The following is a 15,488-nucleotide window of genomic DNA, read 5'->3' as shown; positions in this document are numbered from 1 at the left end:
GATCGCCACCGCGCGGGCAGTCGTTGACCCGTTGAAACCTGCGGCCGAATGGCCGCCCTGACAATTCCGGATGTGAGACGGTTGGCCAAGAATTCGCAAGCAGCGCCTGGTACCCGCGTGACCCTTCCCAGGGCTCTCTCCAAGCTCGGTTACTGTTCTCGTACCCAGGCGGAAAAGCTCGTAGCCGATGGCCATGTCACCGTCGGCGGCAGGTGCGTCACCGACCTTTCCGCTTGGGTCGACATCCGCACCGATCGCATCGCCGTCGACGGCAAGCCGGTCGGAGTGGAAACCAGGGTCTACCTGATGCTGAACAAGCCGCGCGGACTGGTGACCACGCGGGATGATCCCGAAGGCCGTGAGACGGTCTTTTCCTGCCTCGAAAATCTCGACATCCCGCATGTTTCTCCCGTGGGCCGCCTCGACAAGGCGAGCGAGGGCCTCCTGCTCTTCACCAACGACACCGTGCTCGCCCAGCGCCTGCTCGACCCGGAAAGCGACATCGCCAAGATCTATCACGTACAGACGCGCGGCCGCCCCGGCGAAGCCGATCTGGCCCGCATGACCGCCGGCATCCTCGATGACGGAGAGCTGCTGAAGGCCGCCCGCGTACGGATTCTCCGGGAAGCCGACAAGACCTGCTGGCTGGAATTCGAACTGCATGAGGGCAAGAACCGGGAGATCCGCCGCATGCTGGAGGCGACCGGCTTCGAGTGCCTGCGGCTGGTGCGCGTCGCCTTCGGAGACCTGCTGCTCGGCGACCTTGAGAAGGGCGGCACACGTTTTCTGACGGAAACCGAAGTTGCGGCGCTGAAGCGTCGCGCCGGTCGCGCTTGAACATCACCCGGATTGACTTTCGCCCGACATGGGTGAGCTGCTAGGCTTGATAGATCGATTGTCGGTGACGGGAGCGGGATTTCACCCATGAGCAGGCTACACACGGAAAACCATCTTGTTTCGCGCATCGGCTGGCTGCGTGCCGCCGTTCTCGGCGCCAATGACGGGATCGTCTCGACAGCCAGCCTCGTCGTCGGCGTGGCCTCCGCTTCCGCAGGCAGCTCCGAGGTTCTCGTGGCCGGCATCGCCGGTCTGGTTGCCGGGGCAATGTCGATGGCGGCGGGTGAATATGTCTCCGTCAGCTCGCAATCCGATACCGAGCAGGCCGACCTGAGCCGGGAGCGAAAGGAGCTCGAGACGCAGCCGGAATTCGAGCGGGAGGAACTGGCTCAGATCTATGTCGCCCGCGGTGTCGAACCGGAGCTTGCACGACAGGTCGCCGACCAGTTGATGGCCAAGGACGCCCTGGTCGCCCATGCCCATGACGAACTCGGCATTTCCGAAATGACCACCGCCCGGCCGATCCAGGCAGCCCTCACATCGGCCGCGACCTTTGCCGTCGGCGCTGCCCTGCCATTGCTGATGGTCGTGATTTCTCCGGCGAGCACCCTGGTCTGGACGGTCTCCGTCGCTTCGCTGCTGTTCCTCGCCCTCCTTGGTGCGGTCGGTGCCAAGGCCGGTGGTGCGAATATTGCGCGCGCCACGCTGCGCGTCACTTTCTGGGGAGCTTTCGCCATGGCGCTGACGGCCGGAATTGGCGCGGTGGTCGGAACCGCAGTCTAGCGCCGAAGGCATTGGTTCACGCAAGAGTACCGGCGCCATCCAGGACGGCGCCGGCACGTGGATCAGGGCCGAATGAGCCTCAGGCCTTGGCAAAGGCCAGCAGGTCGGCGTTCAGCTGGTCCTTGTGGGTATCGGCAAGGCCATGCGGCGCGCCGGCATAGACCTTGAGCTCCGCATGCGGGATCAGCCGCTTCGAAGCCTTGCCGGCGGCGTCGATCGGCACGATCTGGTCGTCGTCGCCATGCACGATCAGGGTCGGCACGTCGAACTTCTTCAGATCCTCGGTAAAATCGGTCTGCGAGAAGGCGACGATCGAGTCATAGGTGTTCTTGTGACCCGCCATCATGCCCTGCAGCCAGAAACTGTCGACCATGCCCTGCGATGCCTTGGCGCCCGGCCGGTTGAAGCCGAAGAACGGGCCGCTGGCGATATCCCTGTAGAGCTGCGAACGGTCGGTGAGGCTCGCCGCCTGTAGGCCGTCGAAGACCTCCTTCGGCAGGCCGCCAGGGTTCTTTTCGGTCTTGACCATCAACGGCGGCACCGCCGAGATGAGACCCGCCTTGGCAATCCGCGCCGTTCCATGCCGCCCGATATAGCGGGCAATTTCGCCCCCACCGGTGGAGAAGCCGGCAAGGATGATATCCTTGAGATCGAGGGCCTCGATCAGATCGGAAAGATCGTCCGCATAGTGGTCCATGTCGTTGCCATCCCAGGGTTGGCTGGACCGCCCGTGACCACGACGGTCATGGGTGATGACACGGAAGCCGTTCTGCGCGAGATGGAAGGCCTGCGCTTCCCAGCTGTCGGAGTTGAGCGGCCAGCCGTGGCTGAGCATGACGGGCTGACCGGTCTTCGGACCCCAGTCCTTGTAGTAGATTTCGACGCCGTCGCGAGTTGTGATCGTGCTTGTCATTGTCTTCACTCCTGTTGAATTCAAGTTGGATTGGTTGATCTGGGCCGCCATGGCGCCCCCTGTCGGACCGCCTGCCGCGATGAGGGCGGCGACCGCCCCGACGGCACCGGCGACAAGGAGATCGCGGCGGGACGTCGGGAATTCGCCTGTTTTTGTTGTGGTCGCGTTTTTCATCATTGCCTGCTTTTCTGTCTGTTGATTGCCTGAGCGTTCCGGAGCGCTGGTTGATGTGATAATGGCGGGAGCATCGCCACACGAATGGCAAAATTGACAAGCATAGGGTCGGAAGTGACAAAGCGTTTGATCCACGACACGATGGAAATCGCCATCGCCAGCTATCCCGATGCCTGGCGCGCGGCGGTGTATGGCCTGACCGACATGTTTTCGGTGGCGGCGAAATACGAGCTTCAACAATCGGGGCCGGATGGCCGCCGGTTGCGGATCAGCCATCACGAATTGAATGCGTCAGGTTCGGTGTCGAAGGTCTATGATACGCATCCCGCCGAGCGGGAACGCGCGCTCGTGGCCGTGGTGTTGCCGCCCGGCCTCGGTGACGACCTGCCGTTCGGCGAACGCATGGGCGCATTTCCCGAGTGGATCCGGGGGCACCACCAAGCCGGCGCGATCGTCTGCTCGGCCTGTGGCGGTGCATCGCTGCTCGCCCAGACCGGACTGCTTTCCGGCCGCGCGGCGACGACCCATTGGCTGCATGGCGACACGATCGCCAAGCGCCATCCGGACATTCGCATCGACACCGACAAGATGCTGCTCGACGAGGGCGACATCATCACCGCCGGTGGCATGATGGCTTGGACGGATCTGGGCTTGCGGCTGATCGACCGCCTCCTCGGCGCCAGCGTGATGCTGGCGACGGCCCGGTTCATGCTGATCGATCCTGGTGCCCGCGAGCAAAGCTTCTACGCCAAGTTCATCCCGCGTCTCGACCACGGCGATACCGTGATCCTCAACGTCCAGCACTGGCTGCACGGAACGGATTCCAGGGGGCTGAACCTGCAGATGATGGCGGAACGGGCAGGTCTTGGTGAGCGCACCTTCCTCAGGCGCTTCCAGAAGGCGACAGGTATCAATCCGACGGAATATTCGCAGCGCCTGCGGGTTGCCAAGTCCCGCGACCTGCTCGAGCAATCGAACCTGTCGATCGAGCAGATCGCCTGGGCGAGCGGCTACGAGGATGCCAATGCCTTCCGCAAGATCTTCCGCAAGATCGTCGGAGTTTCGCCCGGAGAATACCGCATGCGCTTCTCGATCGGCAGTGCGCCGGAAACCGACGACCGCAGCGCGGTCGACAAAGCCGACGTTTGAGTGTCACGCGCCCGGGCTGAGGCAGCCCTCAGGCGGCGCCGTCCTCCGTCTGCAATGCCGGCCAGTGCACCTGGTCCAGGCTCGAGAGCATGCCGTTGGCGATTTCCCGCTCGCCCATGATCACCCGGTCCGCTCCGAGCTTTGTGAGGTGCTCCACTTCGGCATCGGTATGAGCGCGGGCGAGGATGAGGATCGCCGGATTGATCTCGCGCGCCCGCTGGATGACGTTTCCGGCTTCGAACGCGTTCGGGATGGCGACGGCTATGCTCTTGGCCGCGGCGATATTGGCAAGCTCCAGCACCTTGGCTGACGTCGCATTGCCCATGATCACCTCGGTTTCCTGACGCAACAGCTCTTCCAGCGGCCGGTCGGAATCCTCGATAACGAGGAAGGGGACGCCGCTGGAACGAAGATTGTCGACCACGATCTTGCCCACGCGACCACAGCCGACGACGATCGCGTGCCCGGTGAGCGCGCTCGCTACCGACGCCTTGGCCTCGGTCTCCGGCGCCACCGTCGCGGCGATTGTCGGCTCCACCCCTTCGCCACTCACCGCGGAAACGGTCGTCGCTGCATCCACGCCCGCGACCTTTTCACCGCCCTTCGGCACAAGGCGCGCCTCGATACGCGGCATGATGCGATCGGCGAGGTAGAAGACCGCGGGGTTGAGGATGATCGAGATGATCGCGCCGGCGAGGATCAGGTCGCGGCCCTCCTCCGGCAGCAGCTTCAGGCCGACGCCCAGTTCGGCGAGGATGAAGGAGAATTCACCGATCTGCGCGAGGCTCGCCGAAATGGTGAGCGCCGTGCCCGCCGGCATGCGAAAGGCCCGCACGATGAGGAAGGCAGCGAGCGACTTGCCGATGAGAATGATGAAGACGGTGGCGAAAACCTTGAACGGGCTGTCGACCAGGATGTTGGGGTCGAACATCATGCCGACGGAAACGAAGAACAGCACGGCAAAGGCATCGCGCAGCGGCAGGCTTTCCTGGGCGGCCCGGTGCGACAGCTCGCTCTCCGACAGCACCATGCCGGCAAAGAAGGCGCCGAGCGCCAGCGACACGCCGAACAGCTGGGCCGAGCCGAAGGCAACCCCGAGCGCGACAGCCAGCACGCCGAGGCGAAACAGTTCGCGCGATCCGCTGTGCGCAATCACGTGAAGCATCCAGGGGATTAACCGCCGCCCGATGACCAGCATCAGGCCGAGAAAAGCGCCGACCTTGAGGAAGGTGAGCACGAGCACCCAGCCGAGATTGAGCTCAATGTCGAAAAGATCGGCAACGGCAGCAGACAGGGCGTCGGCATGAATGCCCGTCTCACCCGAATTGGCAAAGGCCGGAATGAGGACCAGCGCAAGCACCATGGCGAGGTCTTCGACGATCAGCCACCCGACCGCGATCTTGCCCCGTTCCGTCTCGACGAGACGCCGCTCCTGCAACGCCTTGAGCAGCACCACGGTGGAGGCGACCGACAGCGCCAGACCAAAGACGAGACCACCACCCATCGGCCAGCCTAGGAGCCAACCCATGCCCCAGCCAAGCAGCGTGGCGAAGCCGATCTGCACGATTGCGCCGGGGACCGCCACGCCACGCACCGAGAGCAGGTCCTTGAGCGAGAAATGCAGACCGACCCCGAACATCAGCAGGATGACGCCGATCTCGGCAAGCTCCGGCGCCAGATGCTGGTCGGCGACATAGCCCGGCGTGTGCGGTCCGACGAGGATGCCGGCAAACAGGTAACCGACCAGCGGCGGCAGCTTGAGGCGGTGGGCGACGTAACCGAAGGCGAATGCAAGCACGAGACCGCCGACAATCGTAGAAATCAGGGGCGTATCGTGCAGCATCGGACCTCACTGGAAATGTTACATGGAAAATGCCATATATGGTTGAATTCAACCAATATGGGCAGCATGAAACCATGGGTCAAGGTTCGCCGTCACCGATTTTGACGCCTTCACTCTGCCGCGCGGCACGCGGAATGCTCGACTGGACACAGAATGAGCTTGCCGAGCGCTCCTCGGTCTCGCGCAGCACCATACGTGATTACGAGGGCGCGCGCCACGAACTGCATCGTGCGACCGCGGCCCAGCTCATCCAGGCACTCGAAGCTGGCGGCGTGATTTTTCTTGAAATCGAGGGCCTTGGCGTCGCCCTGGCCGAACGTCGTTGAGCACCGCCCAGGCCTGAACCGGATCGCCGCCGGCTTATCGTGCGGAAAGGTCGCGGAGTTCGCGCGGCAACCGATTCATGGCTTCTACCCCGGCCTCGGTCACGAGAAATTGATCCTCGATCATCAAAGCACCGAGCCCTTCGGCATAAAAGGGCGCCTCGAGCGCCACGACCATGTTCGGCTTCAGGATCTCGCCGCTGTTCGCAGAAAAGAACGGCCACTCCTCGATGCCGACACCGCCTCCAACGGAATGGCCGAAATGGCCGCGGTGGTATTCGGTGAAACCATCCCTGCGCATCGAGGACAGCATCGCCGCATGGATAGCATCGAAGCGGTTGCCAGGCCTGAGTTCGGCAAGCCCGGCGGCGAAGGCATTCTCAAGGGCGGAGAAGATCCGCCGGGCGAGCGGAGCGGGCGGTCCGAAGGAAAAGGTCCGGGCACCGTCCGAGGAGTAGCCGTCGACCAGCGTGCCCACATCGGCCTTTATGATGGCGCCCGGCACGACCCGCGCGTTCATGTCGGAAAGATCGGATCCGACGGAAATGTAATCCCAATGCCCGCTCAGGGCAAAACCGCCGGCGGAAGCCGCCGCCTGCGCACCGGCCTTCCACGCGCTAGAAAGAACAGCGAGCGGCACGCCCGGCGCGACCGCCTCCGCCATCCGGACGAGGCCGGCTTCGGCGGCGAACGATGCGCGTCTCAGAAGTTCGATTTCCCGTGGCGATTTCACAGCCCGGAGACGTTTCAGCACGATCGAGCCATCGACGAAGGTGGCACGCGGCAAGGCACGCTTCAGGGCTTCGAAGTCGGCTGCCGGCACGAATTCGAGATCGACACCGATCCGCCCGGTCGCCAGTCCATTCTCCTCAAGGATCTCGGCGAGCAGGGCGAAACAGGCCTCCCGGTCGAAGGTTTCGGGCCTTGCCCCCGCACGCGCCTGGGACCTGTAGGCGGCATCGACCGCTTCCCCTCCAGCGTCGGCATTGTCGGCGAGGACCGCGAGATCCACCATGTCGATCCAGATGCGATGGGTCCGAAGGTCGACCTCGGGGGCCGCCTTGCGGATCTGCCCCGCGGCATGGTCGCTGGCCACGGCGCCGATGCGGATGGCCGCGTCGGCCGGCACCACGGCAATCGCCGCCCCGGCCCGGCCCCACATCATGGCAACCCCGGCCGGCGCCCCGACCACATAGCGAAACGCCTCCGGCTGGAAGATGGCAAGAGCGTCCAACCCGGCCTCGGCCATCAGGCGCTCGGCACGCCGGCGATCGATGTCACTCACAAGCACCTCCACGGACAGCCGGGCCTCAGGGCACCTGCGGTTTCATTGTTCGGCCAGAACACATATCCCCGGATGGCGACGCTGGAAAGCGCAGACCGCCGCATCCGCACGGGGTCATGGGTCCCGATCGCACTCAGACGCCGCCCGCCTTGCCGTCTTCGGCTTTTTTTTCAATGTGATCGAGAACCTGATCAGGCACGACTTCCCGCGTCAACTCCTCGATCTCCCCGTCAGCCTCCGTCGGGATTTGAAGATGCCGTGCGATAGCGGAGACCATGGCGATCAGTTGTGTTGCCTCGTGTTCGGCAAGGAGCGAAATCTGCAGATTCAGGTCGGCTCTCTTGTCGGCGGCTGCAGACATCCGGTTCTGGCTGATCAATACGAAGGTGGAGAGGAAGATTGCTTCTACCGAAGCGAACATCGCCAAGACGACAAGAGAGGAATCGAACGGCGGAAGCACCGGCAGGAAACCCAGATTGACGGTGATCCACAGCCCGAAGAAGAGGATGTGAAGGTACACGAAGAGCATTGAACCGACGAAGCGCGTGATCGCGGCAGCGACCTTCTCCTCGCGCGACGCCTCTTCACGGTCTCTCGCTTGCCGATCGAGCAGTGCTTCGATGTTGCGATCAAGCTTGCCGACAATCGCCGGCCGTCTCTCCGTCTGTTTCATGTCGGACTCCTTTTCCCGGCAACCCCGTTTGATCCAAAAAGGTTCCTTCGCTTGCGTTGCCCGCCTCCGATTGCCATCTCTTGATCATGTTCGTTGGATAGTTCGTCGTGGCCGGGCCTCAACGGCCTTTGACCGCTCGTTTACCAATTGTCATGAGGATGGGACGCATCCATCCGGTACGGCCGGCGCGGCGGGGAAAGTAGCATGAGACATTATCTGGGCGGCCTCGCCGCCCGAACGCGAAGCGAGGGGACGGATCGCCATCTGGCCTTCTATCTGACCTTCGTCGCAGGCGCGATCAACGCTGGCGGCTTCATGGCCGTGCACCAATACACATCTCACATGTCGGGCATCGTCTCCGCCATTGCCGACAATCTCGTTCTCGGCAACAGTCTGCTCGTCTTCGTCGGGTTCTCCTCGCTCCTGTCCTTCGTCGCCGGTGCCGCGGCTTCGGCGGTACTGATCAACTGGGCCCGCCGTCGAAATCTTGAATCGGAATACGCCCTGCCGCTCGCGGTCGAAGCCGTGCTGCTCCTCTTCTTCGGCCTATCCGGTCTCTTCCTGCGGGCAGGTCTGCCGTCGACGATCCTGCTGACGATCGGCCTTCTCTGCTTCATCATGGGGCTGCAAAACGCCATCATCACCAAGCTCTCCGGGGCCCGCATCCGTACCACCCACGTGACGGGGCTCGTGACGGACGCCGGGATCGAGATCGGCAAGCTAATCTACTGCAACAGCTCCGACCACGCTGACTTGCCTCCCGTCGTCGCCGACCGCGCGAAGCTTGTCCTGCTGCTCTCGCTGATCGGTCTCTTCTTCTTGGGCGGCATCATTGGCGCCCTGCTCTTCAGCCGCGTCGGCCTACCCGCCGCCGCCCTCTTCGCCATCCCCCTCGGCCTCTTCTCGTCCTTCCCGCTTGTCGCAGACCTGCGCGCCACGCGCCCGTCGAAAAGTTAGGAACGGAACTATGCCCTCGTTCTCGGCAGGTGGGGTCTTTGGCCCTCGAACTGTGCGGTTGCGAACGCGGCGAGGAAAGTGCTAGGCGACGTACGCGACTTGGACACGTGAAGACCGAAAGGCCGCAGGGGCGACTGGATCTCGGGCAGGGTGAGCGATGAAAACCGGTATCAATGCGATTGGTCTTCGATTGACGAGCAACGAGCGCCTCGAAGCCTGGATTTTTCCCATCCTCTGGGCCCTGCTCGCCTCCGCAATGCTCGTCGAAAGCGACGTATACCGTTACGTCACGATAGCCCTAGTCATCTTTGCCTTCTGGCGCCAGCCTTCCGAGGTGCGGCGCGTTTCACGCGACTGGCTTGCAGTGCTCTGCTATGTCTGGAGCGCCTATGTCCTGGTGCGCTTCGCGATCGGAATCACTGTTTACGGAGAGAAAGGCTCTTCGGAATGGCTGTATGCGTTCCCAGCCTTCTTCCCCCTGGTCGGTGCCGCGCTGTACGCGACGCGCCGGTATCTGTTCACGGCGGCCACGCTGTTGGTGCTCGCAGGCCTGGTCGGGCTGCTCGCCACGATGGACTTTAGGGCGGTCATCGAAGGCAGCCTGGCGCCGCCACTGTTTCACAAGAACCCCATTCACGCCGGTGTCGGAAGTTCCATGCTCTTCATCACCGCGTTGTTCTGGTTGCTTTATGCCGGAGAAACGGGTCGGTTGTCCGGTCGAGGAAAGTGGCGGTATGTGATCCCGGCCTGCGCAACGATGGCACTTGGTCTCCTGGGTGCACTTGGCGCACAGTCGAAGGGAGCATGGCTGGCGCTCGCCGCAACGCTCGCCCTTATGGGTCTGTTGGCTTTGTTCCACATTGCAGGCAAAGGGCGAATCTACCTTTTTGGCGGCCTCATCGTCGTCGGCGTATCGGCTGCCGTCGTCGCATCGCCCTATGTGCTCAAGGTTGCGGGCTCGACGGTCGATGCGGCAATCGAGCTGACTGACGGGGCGCTGCTCACGGAAGGCCCGGTCAGCGCCATGCGATCTGCGATCGAGAAGCCCTCCACACCCGAGGCGATGCGCGAGCGCCTGATGCTGTGGTCGGATGCTCTTGAACTCATCCAGGCATCCTCCCTGGTCGGCTGGGGAAATCTGTGGCTGCGCGAGTGGCGGCAGACCACCTATTCAAGTGTCGGTTTCACCCTGATCCACAACGGCTATCTGGAAATCATGGTGAGACATGGATTCCTGGGGCTTACGGTCCTTGCCGTCTTCGCACTTGCATCTGCCTGGCGAATCAATCGCGCCCACCGCGAAGGACTCATCTCCATGAGCCTTGCCCTTTATCTGTTCAGCATCAGCTTCTTCTTTTTCGCGACGATCGCGACGAACTCCAACAACCGTCTGGCGATCGGCGAAAGCTTCTTCATTTTCGCAGCCGCCGTTGTCTTCGCCCTCACGCTTGTCCGGAAAGCTTCGCTTGCCCCAGGAGACAAGCCACGGATCTGAAAGGCGGCGCCGATCGGTCTCGGACCCAAGCCGGCCGAGCGGGGCAGGGTCGGCGACCCACGATTGCCCCGGCTCCCATGTGAATTACCGGAAACGGCATCGCGAGCGGGGTTATCGGATGATGACCGGAACACACCGTTCTGATGGCATTAGATCGTGCCGCCGCTGCCGTGCATCGATTCGTTCTGGAGTTCAGCCTTACGCAACGCGATGAAATCCACGATTTCGGCGCTCGGCTGGTAACCACTCACCAGAACAGAAAGAAGCTCCTTGGTTTCCTGAACCTTCCCGGCATTCATGTATCCGACGAGGCGCGCAATATGCTCTTCCAACGTCTGTAGCGGAAGAAAATCGTCTTTGGCCCGCATGATCAGCGGATGCTGGCTGGGAGAAGGATTGTCACCCATCAGAAGCTCTTCATAGAGCTTTTCGGCCGGGCGCAAGCCGGTCATGATCAACTCTATATCGCCGTTGGGGTTGGATTCGTCCTTCACGGTCAAGCCTGACAGTTCGACCATACGCTTTGCGAGGTCGATGATCTTGACGGGTTCACCCATATCAAGAACGAAAACATCGCCCCCATTTGCCATCGCGCCCGCCTGAATGACCAGTTGCGACGCCTCCGGGATGGTCATGAAGAAGCGCGTTATGTCAGGGTGCGTCAGCGTGATCGGACCACCTTCACGTATCTGCTGGCGAAACAGCGGCACCACGGAACCCGACGAGCCAAGGACATTGCCGAAACGCACCATGGAGAAGACGGGCGCTTCGCACGTCTCCGACAAGGCCTGAAGGACCATCTCGGCCAGTCGTTTGCTTGCTCCCATCACATTCGTCGGCCTTACCGCCTTGTCCGTGCTGACAAGGACGAAGCTCTTCACCTTGTGGTCGATCGCGGCCTTGGCAACGATCTCCGTCCCGAGCAGGTTGTTGCGAATGCCCTCGATGAGATTGTGTTCGACAAGCGGAACATGCTTGTAAGCAGCCGCGTGATAGATGGTGTCAACGGACCAGCTCTTCAGTATCTCGCGGATACGCCGGTCGTCGCGAACCGACGCGAGAAGCGGCGTCACGAGATTGATGCATTGCGGAAAGTGCCTGCACAGTTCGCTGTGAATGGCGTAGAGGCCATATTCGTTCTGCTCCACCAGCAGGAGGTGCTTCGGGCCAATCGTCAGAATTTGCCGACACAATTCGCTGCCGATCGACCCACCGGCCCCCGTGACCAGAACGGTTTTGTCTTTGATGTTGCGGCGCAGAAGAGCCTGATCGGGGTCTACCGGCTCACGACCAAGAAGGTCGTTGACGTCGAGTTCCTGAAAAGCGGCAGAATCAACCCTTCCCTGTGCAATCTGGCTGACGTTTGGCGCAGTTCGCACAGCTACTCGTTTGCCGCGGAGGCTCTCGATGATCTCCTTGCGCCGGGACGCCTTCAAGGTCGGCAGGGCAAGCAACACGGTGCGCACGTTGTGTTTGGCGACGAGTGCACTCAACTCTTGGGGATCATGGACTTTAACCCCATTGATGACCGAATGGTGAAGGCTCCTGTCATCATCGAGAAATCCGACGACACGTTGGTCGCCGGAATTCGCAAGGGCGCTAGTCAATTGCCGCCCGATCGAGCCGGCTCCGTAGATCAGGACATTCGATTGCTCATTGCCCCTGAGCACCCTCTGGTAAGCTTCGCCAAACAAACGACGGACGACCAAGCGGCTCAGTCCGACGGCGATCAGAAGCAACAAAGGCTGCAGAATCCCCACCGTTCGCGGGATTCCCGGAACGCTGATGGACGTGAAGATTGTCATGTAGATAAGGCCATAAAGCCCGACCGCCTTGACGATTGAAAAAAATGCTTCCCATCCGATGAAGCGGAAGACGGCGCGATAAAGGCCAAAGCGAATGAAGATCGGGATGGCGATGGCGATCGATGCAGGGATCGTGACGTACTGAACGCCTGACAACGCGACCCAACCATCGAGCCGCAGACAGAAGGCAAGCCACACAGTAAGCGTGCACAACACCATGTCCACGCCGAGCGCAATGATACGCTTGACGATCCGCGGTATGCTCAGAATTCGAGATATTATTTTCTCAGTCATCGTGCTGGCTTCGACATTCAAGACACCAATACAAACTGCGAGTTCCGACGCGCCCGACCGTTTCGGTTACCCCTTACACTGCGAGCCGGGCATTGCAAGACCCGCACCGTGACAACGCAGTTGACGCCCGTGGCATCTGGATCGACGCCGGTGTGATATGCCGGGAGATGTCGACGCAACAGGCCAAGCCTCGTGTAACCGCAGGAACCTGACTGGTGAAAGCGTTCGATTCATGACGTGATCGCTTTCCGCCTTGCAGAGGGTTCAATGTAAACCGATTCATCCGCACAAGGCTTTAGCGAGAGAGTTTCAGGAACTCCGCCCGCAGTCGTTCACGATGGCCAGCCCGGGACTACCAATCGGGTCAGCGTTTCCGGACGACGCTCCAATCCCGAAAAATCAACTAGAAGCTGTTTCTGTAGACTTCAAACTCCGACGCCTGTTCCAGAGCGGCGGCAATTTCGCCCGTCCTGATTTCGGGGAGCAGCGCCTTCATTTCCGGTCGTTTCATCATCGCCAGAAGCTGCCGACTGAGAGACGGCTCACTCGGATGGAACGCGTCGATGAACTCGGCTGCACGGCCATCATAGGATCCTATGTCCGTAAAATCGAATGTGATCACGCCTAGGCTTTCCAGCGACGACCGGAACGCGGCGGACCGGAAGAGCCGCCAAAGCCCGTGGTCGGCAGATCTTTCGATCGCATCTACAACAACGGGATTGTAGGAAGTCGTCACGCCGACGAGCGCAATCCCTCTTTTCCTGGCGGCATTCACAAGCTCGCGAAAAGCCGAAAGTTCCGCGGCGTCCGGCTTGGCGGACTTGATGAAAGGCGCGACGCCCTTTTCGATTCTCTGTAGTGCATCATCCGGCGTTGCGACGCCCGCCTTCATGCCGCGATAGATGGTCCCGTACTGATAAGATCCATCCAGCCGAAAACCGACGCCGTTTTGGGCCGACAGGCCAACTGCCCATTGCGAATAGTTCGGCTCTTTCGGCCAAACCGACAGCCGCGCAGAACCATTCACGTAGGACTGCGCCAACTGCGTCAGGATATAGGCAGCTTCATGGGGATACTCGATGTCTCCTTTGGCCATCCTGTCGGATTCAGGAGACCACGAGTCACTGAACATGAAGTAGTCGAGCGAGAAGATGATGACCTTCGGATTGTATTCCAGTTTCGCGAGAAACTGCGCTATATCGCCTAGGCGCGCAGCGGTGTTTCCGGCGTTATAGAACGTGTATGGCGCGAATTGTCTGCTGCGCCATTGATTCGTGCGTGAGCTGCCGAGAACAATGACCTCGGCCTTGCGCATGTTGGCGGATGCAACCTTCAGTGCGAAATTGTGGTCGGAATATTTCTGGAGAAACAGCAGCGGCACACCACGGGATTGAGCCCAGGCGACGACGGAAACCGGCACCAGTTCTCCGCTCAGCAGAAAGGGAACTGCCAGCACAGGCAGAATGAGGAACGGGAGGAGAAACGTCCGAACGCGCGCAAAGAAATCTGATGCTCCGGGACCGGCAGAAACCAAGGCTTCAGAACTTGAAGTAGATGAATTGCTGCGCATAGGAACTTCCTTCGGACAGGTGCACCACGGTCGCGCCGAGAATAATCGCGATTGCTGCGTAATATGTGGCCCACCTGAGGCCCGCCGACATGGCGTAGATTGACAGTCTCTTGTAGGCGAACACGTCACAGGCCAGCGACGCCGATATCGCCAGGAGAGGCAAGCCAAGCGGAAGCGTTCTTTGACCCGAACCGAAATCGAGGACCCGCTCATAGATGCTGATCGCGTCGCTCATGCTGGCAGCACGGAACAGCACCAAGGTACTGCAAACAATCAGGAACGTGATGATCGTCCGGCCCAGCACGAGTATTTGGTCTGGAATATGGTATTTCGCCCAGAAGCGATTGCGCGCTTCAAGGCTCAGCGACGACGACACGACCAGCGTCCCGTGAATCAAGCCGAAAACGAGGAACTGAACGCCGCCGCCGTGCCATAGACCGACCAACGTGAACGAGGTCAACAGGGCAATCGCCATTCCCACGCGGCCACGCTTGCGAAACCGAAAATGTATCGGCGTGAATACATAGTCCCTGAACCAGCTGGAAAGACTGATGTGCCAGCGGCGCCAGAACTCCGCCACGGTGGTGCTGAGGTAAGGTTGCCGGAAGTTCGGGATCAGATCGATGCCGAGCAGTCGGGCGCTTCCGATGGCAATCAGTGAGTAGCCAGCGAAATCCGCATACACCTGAAAAGCGAAATAGACCGTGGCAAGAAACAGGTCCTCCGCACTGTGGGTCTGATGGCTCGCATAGACGCGATCGACGTACGGGGCAAGCGTGTCGGCAATCACCACCTTGTAGAAGTAACCGAGCAGGATGAGCTGCATTGCGCTGACCGTTCGACGGTAATCGAAACCTCCAACGCGGCTCATCTGAGGGATCAGGTGTTCAGCCCGCTCGATCGGCCCAACGGAAAAATTCGGGAAGAAGAGGATAAAGTTGAAGAATGTCAGCAACCTGCGTTCCGCCTCGATCTTCTCGACATAGACGTCGATCAGGTAGCCTGCGGCGGTAAATGTGTAGAACGAGATACCGATCGGAAGGATCAGATCGAAGCCGCTGCCGAGTTCAACGGCAAAATGCAGCGAGGGCAGATACTTGTAGAAAGCAAGCGGGAAGAAGAGCACGCCGAGCAACGCGACAAATCCCATGTCGCGAAACCGGCCGTCTTCAATGCGGGAGAGGGCAAGACCGCCAAGATACGCGCATCCGGCCACGAAGAACGGGATGTACCACCGGGCTTCAAGGAGCAGGAGAAAAAAGCAACTGAATGCGAGCAGACAGAGTTCACGCCTGCGGCCCGCAGCCACGAACGCCAGACATAACGTGGCGGCCGCTATGAAGAGGAGGTAGCGGGGATCACTCAGCGCCATCGGAAACTGTTACCG

General features: G+C 61.0%; 13 protein-coding genes. 6 read left to right on the top strand and 7 right to left on the bottom strand.

The genetic code is table 11. From position 1 onward, the window contains the following. The first annotated feature begins 48 nt into the window (after positions 1-48). Together HHL25_RS16425 and HHL25_RS16420 are read left to right on the top strand one after the other, a co-directional pair. The gene (locus tag HHL25_RS16425; RefSeq protein WP_169593548.1) at positions 49-837 is read left to right on the top strand and encodes a pseudouridine synthase; all 789 of its coding nucleotides are present in this window, start codon (positions 49-51) and stop codon (positions 835-837) included. An 87-nt stretch (positions 838-924) separates the two neighbouring features. Continuing rightward, the gene (locus tag HHL25_RS16420; RefSeq protein ID WP_169593546.1) at positions 925-1,620 is read left to right on the top strand and encodes a VIT1/CCC1 transporter family protein; all 696 of its coding nucleotides are present in this window, start codon (positions 925-927) and stop codon (positions 1,618-1,620) included. 79 nt (positions 1,621-1,699) lie between these two features. Here the strand turns inward: HHL25_RS16420 and HHL25_RS16415 are convergent, their stop codons facing one another. Then, the gene (locus HHL25_RS16415; RefSeq protein ID WP_390624520.1) at positions 1,700-2,584 is read right to left on the bottom strand and encodes an alpha/beta fold hydrolase; all 885 of its coding nucleotides are present in this window, start codon (positions 2,582-2,584) and stop codon (positions 1,700-1,702) included. Between the two features lie 237 nt (positions 2,585-2,821). Here HHL25_RS16415 and HHL25_RS16410 point away from each other — a divergent pair, with 237 nt between their 5' ends. Next, on the top strand, positions 2,822-3,856 hold the full coding sequence (locus tag HHL25_RS16410; RefSeq protein ID WP_315853084.1) for a GlxA family transcriptional regulator: 1,035 nt from the start codon (positions 2,822-2,824) through the stop codon (positions 3,854-3,856). Positions 3,857-3,884: 28 nt separating this feature from the next. Here HHL25_RS16410 and HHL25_RS16405 read toward each other — a convergent pair whose 3' ends face one another. Continuing rightward, positions 3,885-5,699 carry a cation:proton antiporter domain-containing protein gene (locus HHL25_RS16405; RefSeq protein WP_169593543.1) on the bottom strand — a complete coding sequence of 605 codons (1,815 nt, stop codon included), beginning with the start codon at positions 5,697-5,699 and terminating at the stop codon, positions 3,885-3,887. A 29-nt stretch (positions 5,700-5,728) separates the two neighbouring features. Between HHL25_RS16405 and HHL25_RS16400 the strand changes: the two genes are divergently transcribed. Next, positions 5,729-6,025, top strand: a complete 297-nt coding sequence (locus HHL25_RS16400) for a helix-turn-helix transcriptional regulator (RefSeq protein ID WP_169593541.1) — start codon at positions 5,729-5,731, stop codon at positions 6,023-6,025. A 34-nt stretch (positions 6,026-6,059) separates the two neighbouring features. Here the strand turns inward: HHL25_RS16400 and HHL25_RS16395 are convergent, their stop codons facing one another. Further along, positions 6,060-7,307, bottom strand: a complete 1,248-nt coding sequence (locus HHL25_RS16395; RefSeq protein WP_169593539.1) for a M24 family metallopeptidase — start codon at positions 7,305-7,307, stop codon at positions 6,060-6,062. Positions 7,308-7,440: 133 nt separating this feature from the next. Beyond that, complete coding sequence (locus HHL25_RS16390) at positions 7,441-7,980, bottom strand: DUF1003 domain-containing protein (protein ID WP_169593537.1); 540 nt, start codon at positions 7,978-7,980, stop codon at positions 7,441-7,443. 204 nt (positions 7,981-8,184) lie between these two features. Here HHL25_RS16390 and HHL25_RS16385 point away from each other — a divergent pair, with 204 nt between their 5' ends. Beyond that, positions 8,185-8,937, top strand: coding sequence for a YoaK family protein (locus tag HHL25_RS16385; RefSeq protein ID WP_169593535.1), 753 nt, complete (start codon positions 8,185-8,187; stop codon positions 8,935-8,937). Positions 8,938-9,094: 157 nt separating this feature from the next. Then, entirely contained in the window at positions 9,095-10,432 is a 1,338-nt protein-coding gene (locus HHL25_RS16380) for an O-antigen ligase family protein (RefSeq protein ID WP_169593533.1), read from the top strand. A 149-nt stretch (positions 10,433-10,581) separates the two neighbouring features. Here HHL25_RS16380 and HHL25_RS16375 read toward each other — a convergent pair whose 3' ends face one another. From HHL25_RS16375 to HHL25_RS16365, 3 genes are all read right to left on the bottom strand, one after another. Continuing rightward, positions 10,582-12,531 (bottom strand): polysaccharide biosynthesis protein, encoded by a 1,950-nt coding sequence (locus HHL25_RS16375; protein WP_169593531.1) that lies wholly within the window; start codon positions 12,529-12,531, stop codon positions 10,582-10,584. A 403-nt stretch (positions 12,532-12,934) separates the two neighbouring features. Next, the gene (locus HHL25_RS16370) at positions 12,935-14,101 is read right to left on the bottom strand and encodes a hypothetical protein (protein WP_169593529.1); all 1,167 of its coding nucleotides are present in this window, start codon (positions 14,099-14,101) and stop codon (positions 12,935-12,937) included. Then, positions 14,070-15,473 carry an MBOAT family O-acyltransferase gene (locus HHL25_RS16365; RefSeq protein WP_169593527.1) on the bottom strand — a complete coding sequence of 468 codons (1,404 nt, stop codon included), beginning with the start codon at positions 15,471-15,473 and terminating at the stop codon, positions 14,070-14,072. Before HHL25_RS16365 ends, HHL25_RS16370 begins: the two co-directional genes overlap by 32 nt. Positions 15,474-15,488: the final 15 nt, after the last annotated feature.

It is taken from the genome of Rhizobium terricola (assembly GCF_012927355.1).
Lineage (GTDB): Bacteria > Pseudomonadota > Alphaproteobacteria > Rhizobiales > Rhizobiaceae > Allorhizobium > Allorhizobium terricola.
Note: the sequence above shows the minus strand (reverse complement) of the source record. Positions and strands in the feature narration are given on the sequence as shown.